This window comes from Natronosporangium hydrolyticum (assembly GCF_016925615.1).
GTDB classification, from domain to species: domain Bacteria; phylum Actinomycetota; class Actinomycetes; order Mycobacteriales; family Micromonosporaceae; genus Natronosporangium; species Natronosporangium hydrolyticum.
In genome coordinates, this window is the sequence record NZ_CP070499.1 from 264,257 (window position 1) to 282,202 (window position 17,946).

Annotated in this window: 16 protein-coding genes and 1 pseudogene; 11 read left to right on the forward strand and 6 right to left on the reverse strand. The window is 71.1% G+C overall.

The annotated features are described in order from the left end of the window. Positions 1–10: 10 nt before the first annotated feature. From JQS43_RS01280 to JQS43_RS01300, 5 genes are all read right to left on the reverse strand, one after another. Positions 11–1,162 carry an NADH-quinone oxidoreductase subunit D gene (locus JQS43_RS01280; RefSeq protein WP_420847635.1) on the reverse strand — a complete coding sequence of 384 codons (1,152 nt, stop codon included), beginning with the start codon at positions 1,160–1,162 and terminating at the stop codon, positions 11–13. Further along, a complete protein-coding gene (locus JQS43_RS01285) occupies positions 1,159–2,223 on the reverse strand; it encodes an SAM-dependent methyltransferase (protein WP_239679266.1) in 1,065 nt (354 codons plus the stop codon). The genes JQS43_RS01280 and JQS43_RS01285 overlap by 4 nt, the downstream gene beginning before the upstream one ends. Positions 2,224–2,348: 125 nt before the next feature. Then, positions 2,349–2,747, reverse strand: a complete 399-nt coding sequence (panD, locus tag JQS43_RS01290; protein ID WP_239677216.1) for an aspartate 1-decarboxylase — start codon at positions 2,745–2,747, stop codon at positions 2,349–2,351. Further along, positions 2,747–3,649, reverse strand: coding sequence for a pantoate--beta-alanine ligase (gene panC, locus JQS43_RS01295; RefSeq protein WP_239677217.1), 903 nt, complete (start codon positions 3,647–3,649; stop codon positions 2,747–2,749). The genes panD and panC overlap by 1 nt, the downstream gene beginning before the upstream one ends. Beyond that, positions 3,646–4,608, reverse strand: a complete 963-nt coding sequence (locus tag JQS43_RS01300) for a Rossmann-like and DUF2520 domain-containing protein (protein WP_239677218.1) — start codon at positions 4,606–4,608, stop codon at positions 3,646–3,648. Before JQS43_RS01300 ends, panC begins: the two co-directional genes overlap by 4 nt. A gap of 158 nt (positions 4,609–4,766) precedes the next feature. Between JQS43_RS01300 and JQS43_RS01305 the strand changes: the two genes are divergently transcribed. From JQS43_RS01305 to JQS43_RS01340, 8 genes and pseudogenes are all read left to right on the forward strand, one after another. Beyond that, entirely contained in the window at positions 4,767–5,666 is a 900-nt protein-coding gene (locus tag JQS43_RS01305; RefSeq protein ID WP_239677219.1) for a septum formation family protein, read from the forward strand. A gap of 173 nt (positions 5,667–5,839) precedes the next feature. Next, positions 5,840–6,793 (forward strand): septum formation family protein, encoded by a 954-nt coding sequence (locus JQS43_RS01310; protein ID WP_239677220.1) that lies wholly within the window; start codon positions 5,840–5,842, stop codon positions 6,791–6,793. Positions 6,794–6,854: 61 nt separating this feature from the next. Next, positions 6,855–8,573, forward strand: a complete 1,719-nt coding sequence (locus JQS43_RS01315; protein WP_239677221.1) for an L-aspartate oxidase — start codon at positions 6,855–6,857, stop codon at positions 8,571–8,573. Further along, positions 8,573–9,457, forward strand: a complete 885-nt coding sequence (nadC, locus tag JQS43_RS01320; RefSeq protein WP_239679267.1) for a carboxylating nicotinate-nucleotide diphosphorylase — start codon at positions 8,573–8,575, stop codon at positions 9,455–9,457. Before JQS43_RS01315 ends, nadC begins: the two co-directional genes overlap by 1 nt. Beyond that, positions 9,457–10,212: pseudogene (locus JQS43_RS01325) on the forward strand (type III pantothenate kinase); the annotation flags it as partial. The gene nadC and the pseudogene JQS43_RS01325, both read left to right, overlap by 1 nt. A 16-nt stretch (positions 10,213–10,228) precedes the next feature. Beyond that, entirely contained in the window at positions 10,229–11,764 is a 1,536-nt protein-coding gene (gene lysS / locus JQS43_RS01330; protein ID WP_420847636.1) for a lysine--tRNA ligase, read from the forward strand. 117 nt (positions 11,765–11,881) lie between these two features. After that, positions 11,882–12,229 (forward strand): histone-like nucleoid-structuring protein Lsr2, encoded by a 348-nt coding sequence (locus JQS43_RS01335; RefSeq protein WP_239677223.1) that lies wholly within the window; start codon positions 11,882–11,884, stop codon positions 12,227–12,229. Positions 12,230–12,495: 266 nt separating this feature from the next. Beyond that, positions 12,496–15,006 carry an ATP-dependent Clp protease ATP-binding subunit gene (locus JQS43_RS01340; protein ID WP_239677224.1) on the forward strand — a complete coding sequence of 837 codons (2,511 nt, stop codon included), beginning with the start codon at positions 12,496–12,498 and terminating at the stop codon, positions 15,004–15,006. 26 nt (positions 15,007–15,032) lie between these two features. Here the strand turns inward: JQS43_RS01340 and JQS43_RS01345 are convergent, their stop codons facing one another. After that, on the reverse strand, positions 15,033–15,959 hold the full coding sequence (locus tag JQS43_RS01345) for an HhH-GPD family protein (protein WP_239677225.1): 927 nt from the start codon (positions 15,957–15,959) through the stop codon (positions 15,033–15,035). 98 nt (positions 15,960–16,057) lie between these two features. On the opposite strand from JQS43_RS01345, the gene JQS43_RS01350 reads away from it, so the two are divergent. The 3 genes from JQS43_RS01350 (at position 16,058) to JQS43_RS01360 (ending at position 17,939) form a co-directional block, all read left to right on the forward strand. Next, the gene (locus tag JQS43_RS01350; RefSeq protein ID WP_239679269.1) at positions 16,058–16,573 is read left to right on the forward strand and encodes a glycine cleavage system transcriptional repressor; all 516 of its coding nucleotides are present in this window, start codon (positions 16,058–16,060) and stop codon (positions 16,571–16,573) included. Between the two features lies 1 nt (position 16,574). Further along, positions 16,575–17,132 (forward strand): peptide deformylase, encoded by a 558-nt coding sequence (locus tag JQS43_RS01355; protein ID WP_239679270.1) that lies wholly within the window; start codon positions 16,575–16,577, stop codon positions 17,130–17,132. Between the two features lie 102 nt (positions 17,133–17,234). After that, a complete protein-coding gene (locus JQS43_RS01360) occupies positions 17,235–17,939 on the forward strand; it encodes a hypothetical protein (RefSeq protein ID WP_239677226.1) in 705 nt (234 codons plus the stop codon). The last annotated feature ends 7 nt before the right edge of the window (positions 17,940–17,946 follow it).

Below are 17,946 nucleotides of genomic sequence, written 5' to 3' on the forward strand. Positions count from 1 at the left end.
CGCGGCGCTGCTACTTGTCGACGTCGCCCACGACGAAGAACATCGAGCCGAGGATGGCGATCAGGTCCGGCACCAGGCTGCCGGGGATCACCGTCGCCAACGCTTGCACGTTGGCGAAGGAAGCGGTGCGCAGCTTCATCCGCCACGGCGTCTTCTCGCCGCGGGAGACCAGGTAGTAGCCGTTGACCCCGAGCGGGTTCTCCGTCCACGCGTAGGTCTGCCCCTCGGGCGCCTTGACCACCTTCGGCAGCCGCACGTTCACCGGCCCGGTGAGCTGGTCGACCCGGTCCAGGCACTGCTGCGCCAGGTCCAACGAGACGTAGACCTGGTCGAGCAGCACCTCGAACCGGGCGTGGCAGTCGCCGCTGGCGCGGGTGACCACCGGCACCGACAGCTCGCCGTAGGCCAGGTACGGCTCGTCGCGCCGCAGGTCGAAGTCGAGCCCGCTGGCCCGCGCGACCGGCCCCGACGCGCCGTACCCGGCGGCCTGTTCGGCGGTGAGCACCCCCACCCCGGAGGTCCGGGCCAGGAAGATGTCGTTGCGGCGGATCAGCTGGTCCAGCTGCGGCAACCGGCGCCGGACTTCGTCGATCGCGACCCGGGCGCGGCCGGTCCAGCCAGCCGGCACCTCCTCTTTGAGTCCGCCGACCCGGTTGAACATGTAGTGCATCCGGCCACCGCTGGCCTCTTCCAGCACCGATTGCAGCGTCTCCCGTTCCCGGAAGGCATAGAACATCGGCGTGATCGCGCCGATCTCCAGCGGGTAGGAGCCGAGGAACATCAGGTGGTTGAGGACCCGGTTCAGCTCGGCGAGCGCGGTGCGGAGCCAGGTGGCGCGTTCCGGCACCTCCAGCCCCAGCATCCGCTCCACCGCCAGCGCCACGCCGAGTTCGCTGGCGAAGGCCGAGAGCCAGTCGTGCCGGTTTGCCAGCACCATGATCTGCCGGTAGTCCCGGACCTCGAACAGCTTCTCGGCGCCCCGGTGCATGTAGCCGATGATGGGTTCACAGGAGACCACCCGCTCCCCGTCCACGGTGAGCGCCAGCCGCAGCACGCCGTGGGTGGAGGGGTGCTGCGGGCCGATGTTGAGCACCATGTCGGCGGTCTCCAGCCCGGCGCCGGTGCCGACGGTGAGCTCCCGCAGTCCTGCCTCGCTGCTCATGTCAGCCATCCTGTCACGTCGGCGCGGTCCGGCAGGGCCACCGGCTGCAGCAGCCAGTAGTGGCCGCCGAGCCCGGTCGGGTCGGTGAGTTCGGCGGCGGCGCCGGCCGCCGCGAGCCGGCGCAGGTACTCGCCCGGGTCGCGGGTCGCCAGCTCGTGCGGGGGGCGGGCGCCGCTGATCCCCAGGGCGGTGAGCGCCTGCGACTGCCGGACCAGCATCGACGGTTGCTGCCGGAGCGTGCTGCCGGAGGCTGCCGGACGGGCGGCTGCCGCGGCCTCGCCGGCGTGGCGTACCGCGTCGATGGCGACGTGGGCGGTGAGGTCACGGGTGCCGTCCGGGATCGGGTCGACCTGGCGACCGGCCTGGTATCCGGCGAGGCTGCCGAAGGGCGGCCGGTTCGCCGCCTCGTGGCCGTAGTCGACCGCCAATGCCGCCCCCCGGTCGATCGCCGCCACCGCCGCCGCCCAGGCTTGGTCGCGGGGGTGCCCGAGCTCGGCGCGGCTGCCGGGGACGGTCAGCGGCCACCACCGCGCCAGCCAGGCGGCGTCTGCGCCGGCCACCGGGTCGCCGAGGGTCTCGTCGCCGGTTGCTGGGTCGACCAGCACCCGCCGCGGCACGCCCCGATCATCCAGTTCCGCCACGTCCACGGGTACTTCCGCCACGTCCACGGGTACTTCCGCCACGTCTACGGGTACGTTGTCCAGCCACTCGGTGCCCAGCAGTAGCCCGGTGATCGAGGCCGGCAGCGAGGTGGACCAGGCGTAGGTCGGTGAGGTCGGCTCGCCGGCGGGCGCCAGCTCCACCGCGGTTGCCCGCAGCCGCGCCCTGAGTCCGGCTGGGACGGCGGCGGCCAGCGCGGTCAACAGCTCACCGCGGCCGGCCCCGACATCGACCACCTCGATCGGGTCCGGCCGGCCGAGCGCCTCGTCGAGCCGCTCCAACAGCCGTGCCAGGGCCGCTGCGAAGAGCGGTGAGGCATGTGCCGAGGTGCGGAAGTGCCCGGCTGGTCCGGGGCCGGGGCGGACAAAGAAACCCTCCGGGCCGTAGAGCGCCCCGGCCATCGCCTCCTGCCAGCCCAGCCGCCGATCCACCGGCCCAGCCTACGACCCGGCCGGCGACGGCAGTGGGCCCAGTATTTCGGGGGCCCAGCATTCGGTGGGCCCAGGACGTCAGTGGGCCCAGGACGTCAGTGGGCCCAGGAATCGGCGAGCGGGTGGGTGGTGGGGTCGCCGTCGAGCGCCACGATCCGGTTGTCGGCGTCGACGTGGACCACCTTCGGTTCGTAGCTGCGGGCGGTGGCGTCGTCGAGCTGCGCGTACGAGATCAGGATCACCAGGTCGCCCGGGTGGACCAGGTGCGCCGCGGCGCCGTTGATCCCGATCACTCCGGTGCCCCGCTCGCCCGGGATCACGTACGTCTCCAGCCGGGCGCCGTTGGTGATGTCGACGATCGCCACCTGTTCGCCGGGTAGCAGGTCGGCCGCCTCGAGCAGGTCGACGTCGACCGTCACCGAGCCGATGTAGTGCAGGTCGGCCTCGGTCACCGTGGCCCGGTGAATCTTGGATTTCAGCATCGTCCGGAGCATTACTCGTCACCTCGCGGCAGCAGGATCTCAATATTGTCGATCAGTCGGGTGCTCCCCACCCAGGCCGCGATCAGCAGCCGGGCGACGCCATCGGCGGGGACCGGCGCGAGCGGTGCCAGCGCCGTACCGACCGGCTCGGCCAGCGGCCGCAGGTCGGGGTCGGTGAGTGCGAGGTAATCCAGTTTCACCTCGGGGGTGGCCGAGAGCGTCTGGGTGGCGGCCGTGAGCACCTGTTCGGGTGAAGCGCCGCGGGCGGCGGCGTCGGCCCCGGCCCGCAGCGTCGCCGGCACCCCGGCGGCGGCGCGGCGCTGTGCCGGGGAGAGGTAGCGGTTGCGGCTGGACAAGGCCAGCCCGTCGGGTTCCCGCACCGTCGGCACGCTTACCACCTCGACCGGGAGGTCGAGGTCGCGCGCCATCGCCCGGATCAGCGACAACTGCTGGTAGTCCTTCTCGCCGAAGCAGGCCACCGCCGGCCGGGTCGCCTGTAGGAGTTTGTAGACGACGGTCAGCACCCCGGCGAAGTGACCAGGCCGGCTCGCCCCCTCGAGCACCGTGCCCCACGGCCCTGGGTCGACGCGAACGAGTGGTTCACCGTGCGGGTACATCTCGTCGGGGGCCGGGGTGAAGGCGAGATCGACGCCGGCCGCCCGGCAGCGGGCCAGGTCCGACTCGAGGGTCCGGGGATACCGCTGGAAGTCTTCGCCGGGGCCGAACTGCAATGGGTTGACGAAGACGGTGGCGATCACGGTGCCGGCCCCGGCCCGGTCGCGGGCGGCGTGCAGCAGCGCGTCGTGCCCCTCGTGCAGGGCGCCCATGGTCATCACCACGGCGACCGGATCGGCCGCGGTGGCCCGGGCGGCGGCCAGCTGCGCCCGGGTGTCGAGCCGGAGTGGGGAGGTCATCGCCGCCCCTCCCGCGGCCCGGTGGCGGCCTCGGCCGGCGGCGCGGGGGTGGCCGCGAGCGCGGTGAGCAGGGGTTCCGCCGCCTCGACCGGCAGCTGACCGGCGGCGAGCGCCCGGTCGGCGGTGCGGCGGGCCAGCTCCCGGTAGGCGGTGAGGGAGGCCGGTGCCGACTCCCGCAGGGCGGCCAGGTGACGGCTGATGGTGCCGGCGTCGCCGCGGGCGACCGGGCCGGTCAGCGCGGCGTCGCCGACCTGCAGGACATTGTCGAGAGCGGCGCGCAGCAGCGGTCCGAGTAGGCGCTGCGGCTGCGCCACGCCCGCCGACCGCAGCTGGTCGGCGGCCTCGTTGACCAGTGTGACCAGGTGGTTGGCGCCGTGGGCGAGGCCGGCGTGGTAGAGCGGTCGGGCGGCCTCGGCGACCCATTCGGGCACCCCGCCGAGGTCGGCGACGAGCCGGGTTGCGAACGGCCGCAGCGGCTCCGGGGCGGTGACTCCGTACCCGATCCCGGGGAGCCGGTCGAGGTCTCGGTGTTCGCCCTGCCAGGCCCCGGTGAAGGTCATCGCCGGGTGGAGCGCCACCGGGTGGGCGCCGCGGACGGTGACCGGGTGTAGCACCGCCAGCCCGTGCGCGCCGGAGGTGTGGGCCACCACCTGCCCGACGGGCGGGTTCGGCAGCTGGCCCACCACGGCGGCGAGCGCGTCGTCGGGTACGGCGAGCAGCAGCAGGTCGGTGGCGGCGAGCGCCACCTCGGCGGCCGGTCGGGTGGGGGTACCGGGCAGGTTGCCGCTGGCCCGGTCGGGCTGGGAGCTGGGGGTGATCGCCGCGATGAGATGGCCGGCCTGGTGGAGCGCCGCGCCGAGGGCGGTTCCCACCCGGCCGGCGCCGATGACGCCGATGGTCAGCCGGGCGGTGGGCCGCGGGGGCGGCGGAGATTGCGGGGCGCGCGTCGATGCGCTCATGGCGGATCCAGTCCTCGCTCGCGTGGTACCGGTCCCCTCAAGTATCGGTGGGAAGTCCCAGAGGTTAGCAACCAGTTGTGAGCAATTCCTCTGCGGTGGCGGGGGTCGCGTATGCTCCGCCACGAGACGGATGGGGCGCTTGAGGCCGGGGAGGACACGTGCGCGGGCGGAAGACAGCGGCGGCGGTGGTGGGCACCGGCGTGATGGGGCTGCTCCTTACGGGCTGCTCGCTGCCGGACGGCATCGACGGTGATCTTACCAGTAGTTGGTCGGAGCTGGCCGAACCGGTCGGTTTCGTGCCCGATGCGGCGGTCTGCCACGACGCGGAGTACGACGAGCGCGGGTCGCTCGCGGATTATCAGCCGGTCGACTGCGCGGATCCGCACCTTACCGAGACGGTGTATGTCGGAGAGTTCACCGACTCCGCCGGGGAGCGGACCAACCCGCCCTCGGCCGGGTCGTCGGATTGGCGTTCGGCGTACCGGTCGTGTGATGACGGCGCGGCGGATTATCTCGGCGCCGACTTCCGGTACGCCCGGCTGTGGTTGGGCGTCACTGTGCCCACCGAGGAGGCGTGGGCCGGCGGCGCCCGGTGGTTCCGGTGCGAGGTGGCTTCCCTGGAAGACCGGGACCGAACCCGCTCCGGCAGCCTGGCGGGAGCCTTGAGCGGGGATTCGGAGCTGCGGCTGGGGTGCTTCGAGGTCGGCCTCGGCGACGATGACCAGTCGATCGAGTCGATGGATCCAGTGCCCTGTGATGAACCACACCATGCCGAGTTCGTCGGGGTCTGGGAAGCGCCGGACGTGCCGTACCTGGACGGTCGGGAGGGCGACTCGGCGGAGCAGGTGCACCGGGGGTGTCGCGAACAGGTGGCGGAGTACGTCGACGTGCCGGTCGATGGTGATCTGCAGTTCCGGACCGGCACGATCGCCGACTGGATGGAAGAAGAAGACTGGGACAACGGCGACCGGAAGTTCCGGTGCTACCTGTGGCTGAACGGTGAGGAGCTGGAGGATTCGCTGGCCGACGGTGGCGATTCGGCGCTACCGGTGCGCTAGCCCGGTCGTGAAGCGATCGGCCTTACGGTGCGTTAGTCCGGTTGCGGAGCGTGACCTGACTCACTCCTTATCGGGGCAATTTCCCCCGAATCACGGCAAATAACGTCAGTTCCGTGCGAGGTACCTCCTATGCTCGCAGACCATGACCCCCGGACCCCCAGGGAGCTGACGTCATGGACAAACTCGCCCGAAGATGGCTCGCCGCCGCCGGCGGCGCGGTCCTGTTCCTGCTCGCCGCCTGCGGCGACGACCTACCCGCCGGCGTGGACGGCGACCTGACCAACGACTGGGGCGCGCTCGGCGAGCCGATCGCCTTCGCGCCCGGCAGCGAGGAGTGCCACGCCCGGCCGTACCAGCCGGTCGCCCCGCTCACCGAGTACGAGCCGGTGGAGTGCGACGAGCCGCACCTGGTGCAGACGGTTCACGTCGGCAGCTTCGACGACGACGCATTTGACGACGACGCCTTCGACGAGGGCGAGGCCGGACTGGCCGCGCCGCCGGATGCCGACAGCACCGCGCACCGGACCGCGTTCAGCGTGTGCGAGGAGCACGCCGCCGAGTTCCTCGGTGCGGACCACCGGCACGGCCGGCTCTGGCTGGGAGTGGCGTTGCCAGCGGAGGCCGCCTGGGAGGGCGGCGCCCGGTGGTTCCGCTGCGATGTGATGGAGGTCTCGTCCGTCTACGGGGAGCCGGTGGAGCGGACCGGTTCGCTCGCGGGCTCGCTCGGCGGCGACGACGCCGACCCCGAGCTACGGCTCGGCTGCTACCAGGTCGAGGTTGACGACGGCGCGGTAGCCGCGATGGATCCAGTCAGCTGCGACGAACCCCATGACGCCGAGTTCGTCGGGGTCTACCGGGCCGACGGCGGCGACTACCCCGACCCGAGCGACGACAGCGCCGAAGATCAGGTTTATGAGGGCTGCCGCGAGCAGGTGGCGGGCTACGTCGACGTCCCGGTCGACGATGACCTGGTGTTCCGCACCGGCACGGTGGCCGACTGGATGAGCGAGTCGGACTGGCAGGGCGGGGACCGTGGATTCCGTTGCTATCTGTGGCTGCCCGAGGAGGAGTTGACCGAGTCGCTGGCCGGGGCCGGTGAGGACGCGCTGCCGGTCCAGACGGAGTGACGCCGCAGACTCGGCGGCACCCGGAGCGGCCCGACCGTCCGGGTTGGGGTTGACTGACGAGATGCCCGAGCCGCCGCTCCCGGACCCGCCACCCCTGCCGGCGCTGCCCCACCGGCTGCGCGCCCCCGCCCCCGGCTGGGTCGAGCCCACCGATGTCGCCGTCGTCGGCTCCGGCATCGCCGGTCTCACCACCGCCCTCTACCTCCGGGAGGCGGGGCTGCATGTGACCGTGGTGACCAAGGTCAACGTGGCCGACGGATCGACCCGCTGGGCGCAGGGCGGCATCGCCGCGGTGCTGGATCCGCGCGACAGCCCGCGCGACCACGCCACCGACACGCTCACCGCCGGCGCCGGCCTGTGCGACCCGGCCGCGGTCGAGGCGCTCGTCACCGAGGGCCCGGCCCGGCTGCGGGAGCTGATCCGGTTCGGCGCGGACTTCGACCGGCATCCGGACGGGGCGCTGATGCTGACCCGGGAAGGCGGGCACCGGGCCGACCGGGTGGTCCACGCCGGCGGCGACGCCACCGGCGCGGAGGTGCAGCGGGCGCTGGAGGCGGTGGTCCGGGCCGATCCGTGGATCCGGCTGATCGAACACGCGCTGGTGGTCGACCTGTTGACCACCAGCGCCGGTGAGGTGTGTGGCCTCACCTTGCACGTGCTGGGTGAGGGGAGCGAGGACGGGGTGGGGGCGGTCCACGCCCGGGCCGTGGTCCTGGCCACCGGCGGGGTCGGTCAGATCTTCGCCGCCACCACCAACCCGGCCGTCTCCACCGGCGACGGGGTGGCGTTGGCGCTACGGGCCGGCGCCGCCGTCACCGATCTGGAGTTCATCCAGTTTCACCCGACCGCGCTGTACGTGCCGGGGGTCGCGCCGGGGGCCCGGCCGCTGGTCTCCGAGGCGCTCCGCGGCGAGGGTGCCTACCTGCTCGACCAGGACGGCAAGCGGTTCCTGCTCGGCCAGCACGAGTTGGCCGAGTTGGCCCCGCGGGACGTGGTGGCGAAGGCGAGTTGGCGGTCGATGCAGGCGGCCGGCGCCGACCATGTCTTCCTCGACGCCCGTCACCTGGGCGGCGAGTTCCTGGCCCGCCGGTTTCCGACGATCGTCGCGGCCTGTGCCGCCGCCGGGATCGACCCGGGGCGGGAGCTGGTCCCGGTCGCGCCGGCGGCGCACTACGCCAGCGGCGGCATCCAGACCGATCTGCACGGTCGCAGCTCCGTCCCCGGGCTGTACGCGTGTGGGGAGGTGGCGTGCACCGGCGTCCACGGTGCGAACCGGCTCGCCTCGAACTCGCTGTTGGAAGGGTTGGTGTTCGCCCGCCGGATCGCGACCGACATCCTGGCCCGGTCGCCCGGCGAGCAGCCGCCGGCCACGCCGCCCGCTGAGCAGGCGCCGGACCGGCCGCCCGCTGGCCCGTCGGTCCCGGACCCACTGCCCGCCCCCGCCCGGATGGCGGCGGAACGGAGCCGGCTGCAGGCGGCGATGAACGCCGGCGCCGGCGTTCTACGCAGTGCCGACTCGCTGGCCAGCGCCGCGGCCGAGCTGCGGGCGCTGGCCAGCGAGTCGGACCTCGGGCAGGTCCGCGGCACCGACGGATGGGAGCTGACCAACCTGGTAACGGTCGCGAGCGCGTTGATCGCCGCGGCCTACACCCGGCAGGAGAGCCGCGGGTGCCACTGGCGGGCCGATCGGCCCGATCCGGACCCGGCCTGGCGTGGTCACCTCGCCGGGGTGCTCGCGCCGGGCGGGACGATCTCGCAGACATGGGAGGAGCGGACATGATGGGGATCACCGCCACCACGGTGGACGCGTTGGTGCGGGGCGGGTTGGATCCGACCGTGGTTAGCCGGGTGATCGAGACCGCGCTGGCGGAGGACCTCGGACCGGACGGAGTGGACGTCACGAGCTTCGCCACCGTGCCGAAGGAGCAGGTGGACACCGCGGACCTGGTCGCCCGCGCCGACGGGGTGGTCGCCGGGATCGCGGTCGCCGCCGCCGCCTTCGAGCTGGTCGAGGCTGGCGCGCGACTGTCCCCGCAGGTGGTCGACGGGGTCCGGGTAGGTCGCGGGGACCGGGTCGCCGAGGTGACCGGCCCCACCCGAGGGTTGCTCACCGCGGAGCGGACCGCGCTGAATCTGCTGTGCCGACTCTCCGGCGTGGCCACCCACACCCGGGCGTGGGCCGACGCGATCGCCGGCAGCAAGGCGCAGGTGATCGACACCCGCAAGACCACTCCGGGGCTGCGAGCGTTGGAGAAGTACGCGGTCCGGGTCGGTGGGGGCGCCAACAAACGGATGGGGCTCTACGACGTCGCGCTGATCAAAGACAACCACATCCTCGCCGCGGGTGGGGTGGCTCCGGCGGTGGGCCGGGTCCACGCCACCTACCCGAATGTGCCGTTGCAGGTCGAGGTCACGACCGTCGCCCAGGCGCAGGAGGCGGTGTCGGCCGGCGCCCGGTTCCTGCTCTGCGACAACCTGACTCCGGAGCAGCTGCGCGAGCTGGTGGCGGCGGTCGGCGACCAGGCCGAGCTGGAGGCCACCGGCGGGCTGACCCTGCCGCAGGCGCGGGAGTACGCCGACACCGGGGTGGATTACCTTTCGGTGGGGGCGTTGACCCATTCGTCGCCCGTACTCGACATCGCGATGGACGTGCGAGGCCAGTAATGCTGCTATGTATCGACGTCGGTAATACGAATATGGTGCTCGCCACCTTCGACGAGGGCAAGGTGGTGCACTCCTGGCGGGTGAAGACCGACGCCCACGCCACCGCCGACGAGCTCGGCCTGATGTTCCGAGGGCTGCTCGCCAGCGACGGTGTGGAGATCACCGGGGTGGCGGCGTGCTCCACGGTGCCCGCGCTGCTGCGGTCGCTGCGGTCGATGCTCGGGCGCTACTACCGGGGCATCCCGGCGGTGGTGGTGGAGCCCGGCACCCGTACCGGGGTGCCGTTGGCGATCGACAACCCCAAGGAGGTGGGCGCCGACCGGGTGGTCAACACGCTGGCGGCGTACACCCTCTACGGCGGGCCGGCGGTGGTGGTGGACTTCGGCACCTCCACCAACTTCGACGTGGTCTCGGCCCGGGGTGAGTTCCTGGGCGGGGTGATCGCACCGGGGATCGAGATCTCGGTGGAGGCGCTCGCGTCCCGGGCGGCCCAGCTGCGCAAAGTGGAGCTGGTGAAACCGCCCCGGGTGGTGGGGAAGAACACCGTCGAATGTCTGCAAGCGGGTGTGGTGTACGGGTTCGCCGGCCAGGTCGACGCTATCGTGCAAGCGATCGCGACCGAGCTGGGCGGGCTCACCGCGGTGGTCGCGACCGGTGGCCTGGCCCCGGTGGTGCTGAGCGAGTGCACCACCGTCACCCACCACGAGCCCACCCTCACCCTGCTCGGTCTGCAACTCATCTACGCCCGTAACGTTCGAGAGGAACCACACCGTGAGTCAAGCGACGTCGCCGACCGGCTCGACGGAGCCGACCGACCAGGCTGATCCCGAGGGCACCGATCTGCCCGAGCAGCTGCGGGTACGCCGGGAGAAGCGCGCACGCCTCGCTGAGGTCGGCCGGGAACCCTACCCGGTCACGTTCTCGCGGACCGCCACCCTCGCCGAGATCCGGGCCCGGTTTCCGGAGCTGCCGCCGGATCACCGCACCGGCGAGCAGGTCGGTGTCACCGGTCGGGTGATCTTCATCCGGAATACCGGCAAGCTGTGCTTCGCGACGTTGCGCGACGGGGACGGCACGGAGCTGCAGGCCATGCTCTCGCTGGCGAATGTGGGCGAGCGGGCGTTGGAGGAGTGGAAGCAGCTGGTCGACATCGGCGACCTGGTGGGCATCCGGGGCGAGGTGATCACGAGCCGGCGGGGGGAGCTGTCGGTCTTCGCCGACGACTGGACCATGACCGCGAAGGCGCTGCGGCCGCTGCCGGTGGCGCATCGTCCGATGTCCGAGGAGAGCCGGGTCCGGCAGCGGTACGTCGACATGATTATGCGTCCCGCGGCCCGGGAGACCGCCCGGGCGCGTCCGGCGGTGGTGCGGGCGATTCGGGAGTTTCTGCATCAGCGGGACTACATCGAGGTGGAGACGCCGGTCCTGCAACTGCTGCACGGTGGCGCCGCCGCCCGCCCGTTCGTTACGCATAGCAATGCGCAGGATGTCGATCTGTATCTGCGAATCGCCACCGAGTTGTTCCTTAAGCGGAGCGTGGTCGGCGGGATCGACCGGGTCTTCGAAATCGGTCAGGTCTTCCGTAACGAGGGGATGGACTCCACGCATTCGCCCGAGTACACGATGCTCGAGCTGTACCAGGCGTACGCAGACTATGACACGATGGCGGTGCTTACCCGGGAGTTGGTGCAGGCGGCCGCCTTCGCATTGACTAACTCCGATGTGGTCACGCTCGCCGACGGCAGCGAGTTCGACCTGGGTGGGCAATGGCGGGAGGTCACGCTCTTCGGTTCCCTCAGTGATGCGTTGGGGGAGGAGGTCACGGTCGCGACTTCGATGGCCCGGCTGGTCGAGTTCGCCGAGAAGGTGGGCCTGGCGGTCGACGCGAAGTGGGGCCCGGGCAAGTTGGCCGAGGAGCTCTTCGAGCGGTTGGTGGCACCGGAGCTGATCGCTCCCACCTTCGTCCGCGACTATCCCGAGGAGACCTCGCCGCTGACCCGGGCGCATCGCGAACAGCCGGGACTCACCGAAAAGTGGGACCTGTACGTTCGGGGTTTCGAGCTCGCCACCGCCTACTCCGAGCTGGTCGATCCGGTGGTGCAGCGGGAACGGCTGCTGGCGCAGGCCCGGCAGGCCGCCCGCGGCGACGAGGAGGCGATGCACCTCGACGAGGACTTCCTGCGTGCGATGGAGTACGGAATGCCGCCGCTGGGAGGTATGGGAATAGGAATCGACCGGCTGATGATGGCGCTGACCGGCCTGGGTATTCGCGAGACAATCCTGTTCCCCTTGGTTCGGCCCGAGTAGCGCTCGACCGTTCCGCTCGTTGATTTTTGCGGCGAGCAGGTGGTAGGCATAATGGTGGGGCCGGGGTATCGTTTCGGGAACACGATGTGCCCATGGGGGCAGGAAGGACATCGGCCAGTGGCGAAGCAGACCATTACAAAACTTATCGACGACCTGGACAAGGGGGAGGCTGACGAGACGGTCAAGTTCGGCCTCGATGGTGTCCTCTACGAGATCGATCTGTCGTCGAAGAACGCAGCGAAGCTGCGGGATGCGCTGGGTCCGTACGTAAAGGCGGGGACCAGGGTCCGGGTCGCCACGGCGACCGCGCCGCCGCGGCGGCGCGGTGGGGTGCCGGCGACCACCGATCGGGCGCAGAACAAGGCCATTCGCGAGTGGGCCAAGAGCAAAAACCGGAAGATCTCAGATCGTGGCCGGATTCCGGAAGAGATCGTCGCCGAGTACCACGCGAGCGCCGGCCGCTGATCGTCGTTGGCGAGACGCCCCCATTCGCCGGTGCCGCCGGGCCGCGCTCCTCGGAGGCGCCGTCGGCACCGGCGATGATGCTCCGGCTGGCCCGGTTCAGAGTTTCGCTCTACGCGTAGCGCCGCCGCTAGCTGGGTGATTTGTCCGGATATATGGCACTTTAGGGTGTTGTCGTGACGCGTTCGTCACGGCGATGGCGGACTGACACCCCGCAGTTCAGCGATAGAGTTGTGCGCAAGAGCCCTGCACGTGAGGAGCACGAGGGAATGTTCGAGCGGTTCACCGACCGAGCCCGACGGGTTGTCGTCCTGGCCCAAGAAGAGGCCCGGATGCTCAACCACAACTACATCGGCACCGAGCACATCCTGCTCGGCCTCATCCACGAGGGCGAGGGCGTCGCGGCGAAGGCTCTGGAGAGCCTCGGCATCTCGTTGGAAGGCGTGCGCCAGCAGGTCGAGGAGATCATCGGCCAGGGGCAGCAGGCTCCCAGCGGGCACATTCCGTTCACCCCCCGCGCCAAAAAGGTCCTGGAGCTGTCGCTGCGTGAAGCGTTGCAGCTGGGGCACAACTACATCGGCACCGAGCACATCCTGCTCGGCCTGATCCGGGAAGGCGAGGGCGTGGCCGCCCAGGTGCTGGTCAAGCTCGGCGCCGACCTGAACCGGGTCCGCCAGCAGGTGATCCAGCTGCTCTCCGGCTACCAGGGCAAGGAGCCCGCGGCGGCCGGTGCCGGCAGCGGCAGCGAGGCGGCGCCGTCGACGTCGTTGGTGCTGGACCAGTTCGGCCGCAACCTGACCCAGGCCGCCCGGGAAGGCAAGCTCGACCCGGTGATCGGCCGCGAGAGCGAGATCGAGCGGGTCATGCAGGTGCTGTCCCGCCGGACGAAAAACAACCCGGTGCTGATCGGCGAGCCCGGCGTCGGCAAGACCGCCGTGGTGGAGGGGCTGAGCCAGCGCATCGTCAAGGGCGAAGTGCCGGAGACCCTGAAAGACAAGCACCTCTACACGCTGGATCTCGGCGCCCTGGTGGCCGGCTCCCGGTACCGCGGTGACTTCGAGGAGCGCCTGAAGAAGGTGCTCAAGGAGATCCGCACCCGCGGCGACATCATCCTCTTCATCGATGAGATCCACACGCTGGTCGGGGCCGGTGCCGCCGAGGGCGCGATCGACGCTGCCTCGATCCTTAAGCCGATGCTGGCCCGCGGCGAACTGCAGACGATCGGCGCGACCACCCTTGACGAGTACCGCAAGTATCTGGAGAAGGACGCCGCACTGGAGCGGCGGTTCCAGCCGATCCAGGTGGGTGAGCCGTCGCTGGCCCACACCATCGAGATCCTGAAGGGGCTGCGGGACCGCTACGAGGCCCACCACCGGGTGTCGATCACCGACGCCGCGTTGGTGTCGGCCGCGAGCCTCGCCGACCGGTACATCTCCGACCGCTACCTGCCAGACAAGGCGATCGACCTGATCGACGAGGCTGGCGCCCGGATGCGGATCCGCCGGATGACCGCGCCGCCGGACCTGCGGGAGTTCGACGACCGGATCGCCACGGCGCGCCGTGACAAGGAGACGGCGATCGACTCCCAGGACTTCGAGCGGGCCGCGCAGTTGCGCGACACCGAGAAGCAGCTGATCGCCCAGCGGGCGCAGCGGGAGAAGGAGTGGAGGGCCGGTGACCTGGACGTCGTGACCGAGGTCGACGACGAGCAGATCGCTGAGGTGCTGGCGCACTGGACCGGCATCCCGGTCTACAAGCTCACCGAGGAGGAGACCTCCCGGCTGCTGCACATGGAGGAAGAGCTACACAAGCGGATCGCCGGTCAGGACGACGCGGTGAAGGCGGTCGCCCAAGCGATCCGCCGGACCCGGGCCGGCCTGAAGGACCCGAAGCGCCCCTCCGGCTCGTTCATCTTCGCCGGCCCGTCCGGGGTCGGGAAGACCGAGCTCTCGAAGGCGCTGGCGGAGTTCCTCTTCGGCTCCGAAGAGGCGCTGATCCAGCTGGACATGTCCGAGTTCCACGACCGCTACACGGTCTCCCGGCTGGTCGGCGCACCGCCCGGGTATGTCGGGTACGACGAGGGTGGCCAGCTCACCGAGAAGGTGCGGCGGCGGCCGTTCTCGGTCGTCCTCTTCGACGAGATCGAGAAGGCGCACCCGGACGTGTTCAACACGTTGCTGCAGATCCTGGAAGACGGGCGGCTCACCGATGGGCAGGGCCGGATCGTCGACTTCAAGAACACCGTGATCATCCTGACCACCAACCTGGGTACCCGGGACGTGGCCAAGGCGGTCTCGATGGGCTTCCAGGCGCAGGAGGATTCCGACAGCAACTACGAGCGGATGAAGCAGAAGGTCAACGATGAGCTCAAGCAGTCGTTCCGGCCGGAGTTCCTCAACCGGATCGACGACACCATCGTCTTCCACCAGCTCACCGAGGATCAGATCCTCCGCATCGTCGACATGATGGTGTCTCGGATCGAGACTCAGCTGCGCAACAAGGACATGGGCTTGGAGCTGACCGACGACGCCAAGCGCTTCCTGGCCAAGAAGGGCTGGGATCCGGTGATGGGGGCGCGGCCGCTGCGTCGGACCATCCAGCGTGAGGTGGAGGACGCGCTCTCGGAGAAGATCCTCTTCAACGAGGTCCGTCCCGGCCAGGTGATCAAGGTGGAGTGCGAGGGTGACCCGAGCGACATCGAGACCACCAAGCTGGTCTTCGCGGGGACCGAGCGGCCGCTGCCGGATGTGCCGCAGCTGATCACCGCCGAGACCGAGTAACCAACGGTTGCGAAAGTAACCAACCGTCAGCGACGAGGGCCGCCGCCCGACCCAGCCGGGTCGGGCGGCGGTTTCGTCGTCGCCGAGCCGGCGAGACCGTACCGGTTGTCCGGATGCCGCTCCACCAGCCCGTCGTCGAGCAGCGTGGCGAGCGCCCGTTCGCGTTGGCTGGCGTCCGGCCAGACCACATCCAGCTCCGCCCGCGGCACCGGCCCCGGCGCCTCCCGCAGCACCGCCAGCAGCTCCCCGCGTACCTGCCGGTCGGTGCCGGCGTAGCGCTGCGGGCGGCGGCTCGGGGCCGTCGGCAACGGTTCGCCGCCGGCCCGCCAGGCGCAGCGGGAGCCGAGCGGACACGCCCCACACTGCGGGCTGCGGGCGGTGCAGAGCAGGGCCCCCAGCTCCATGAAGGCCGCGCTCGCCGCCGCGGCGTCGGCCGGCTCCGCGGGCAGCAGGGCCTCGGTGGCGGCCAGGTCCGCCCCGGTGGTGGTCTGGCCACCGTCGGGTCGCCCGGCGACCACCCGCGCCACTAGCCGCCGGACATTGGTGTCCACCACCGGGTGGCGTTGCCGGTAGGCGAAGGCCGCCACCGCCCGCGCGGTGTAGGCGCCCACGCCGGGCAGGTCGAGCAGCTCCGCCAGGTCGTCGGGGACCTGGCCGCCGTGCCGGGCCACCAGGGCGGTCGCGCACCCGTGTAGCCGCAGCGCGCGTCGCGGATAGCCCAGCCGCCCCCACATCCGGATCGCCTCGCCGGGTTCGTCGGCGGCCAACGCCGCCGGCTCCGGCCACCGGTCGAGCCACTGCCGCCACACCGGCAGCACCCGGGCCACCGGTGTCTGTTGCAACATCACCTCGGAGACCAGGACCGGCCAGCCACCGATGCCGGGAGCCCGCCAGGGCAGGTCCCGCGCGTGCCGCGCGTACCAGGCAACGGCCGCCTCCGCCAGATCCACCACGCCCGCATCGTACGAGTCGGGGGGGACGACGAAACGGGCCGGCCCAAACAGGCGTAGCGCTGATCATCGCGGCTGGGCGCATGAAAGACTTGCTTGCGATGAATGAGCTCGCGATCACAGTGCTCGGGCACGACCGGCCCGGTATCGTCGCCGATGTCGCGGGAACCCTCGCTGAGCTGGGGGTCAACCTGACCGACTCGACGATGACCCGACTGCGGGGTCACTTCGCCATGACCCTGATCTGCACCGGTGAGGTGCCGGCGGAGACCGTCGAGGCGGCGCTGTTGCCGATGTGCGCCGACGGGACGCTGCTGGCGACGGTGCGGGAGGTGCTGCCCGAGGCCGAGACGCCGCAGCCGGGTACGCCGTATCTGGTGAGCTTGCACGGGGCCGACCGGTTGGGGATCGTCTCCTCGGTCACCCAGGCGCTGGCGCGGGCCGGCGGCAACATCACCGACCTCTCGACCCGGCTCGTGGGTCCGCTCTATGTGCTGGTCGCCGAGGTCGACCTACCCGCCGCGGCGGTCGAATCGGTCACTGACGAACTCTCCGCCATCGCCGCCGAGCTCGGCGTCGAGGTGACGATCCGCCCCGGTGAGATGGACATCTTATGAGGTGGCCGGCGTGAGCCTGGCGGAGCAGACCCGCGCCGCGACCGCCGGAGTCATCGGCGCGCTGCGGCCGGTGGTGGCGGCGCCGGACGCAGTGCTCAGCCAGCCGGGCAAGGCGGTCGATCCGGCCAGCACCGAGATCGTGCAGTTGGTGGCCGACCTGTTGGTGACGATGCGCTCTTCCCCCGGCTGTGTGGGGCTGGCGGCGCCGCAGGTAGGACTCGGGCTGCGGGTGTTTGTGGTGGATGTCACCGGCCACCCCAAAGCGGCTAACTGCCAGGGCCCGTTCGCGCTCTGTAACGCCGAGGTGGCGGCGGCGAGCCGGTGGCGGCCCGGCCGGGAGGGCTGCATGTCGGTGCCCGAGCTGACCGGCGACGTAAAACGGGCCACCCGGGTGACCGTGACTGGGCAGCTGCCCGGCACGGGTGAGCAGGTGAGCGTCGTGAGCGACGCGTTCGAGGCGCGGGCGTTGCAGCACGAGATCGACCACTGTAATGGACTGTTGTTCCTGGACCGGGTGGCCGGTGCGCACGCCGTTCACCCGCGCAAGGTGTATCTGTAGGGCGCCCCGGGCCGACCAGCGAGCGGAAGCTCACCGGTAAGGTACGTCCTCGGCGGCGCGTCGTGGCCGCACTGCTCGGAGATCTCGATACCGTGAAGGGCCATGCGACTGACGGTTGGTCCCCTCCCTCCCGCCGTCTACTGGCGGCGGCGGGCGCTCGTGCTCGGGGCCATTTTGTTGGTCCTCTTTCTAGTGGCGCAGGCCTGTATGGCGGCGTCGGCCTCACAGGACGGCGACACCGCGGCTCCGACGCCCACTTCGACCTCGTCCCCGCCGGGCCAGCCATCGCCGCCCGGCTCGCCGGCGCCGGATGACCCGACCGGCGATCCGACCGACCCGGAAGCCACTGAGGACGCGGACGCGGACCCGGAGCCGTCCGGCCTGGCCGAGGACGACCTGGGGGAGGCCGGCTGCACCGACGACGAGCTGCTGGTGGTGGCCGAGGCGGAGCCGACCACGGTCGGTTCCGGCGAGGCGACGACGTTTACCATCAGATACCAGAACAGCTCCGATCGGGCCTGCCAACGTGACATCGGCGATGGTCGCCGGGAGCTGTTTCTGCGCGCCGGCCCGGGCAGCCCGCCACTGTGGTCGTCCCGGGACTGCCAGGATCTGCGCGGTAGCAACGTCCAGGAGCTGGCCCCGGGGATCGAGAACGAGCACTTCATCGCCTGGCAGGGGCGCGGCAGCGAGGCCTGCGACGGGGCGGCCGCCGCGGGCGATCCGCTGCCGCCGGGCGACTATCAGCTGATCGCCCGGGTCGGGACCGCCCATAGTGAGCCGGTCACGATCACCGTGAGCGGGTAGTCCTGCG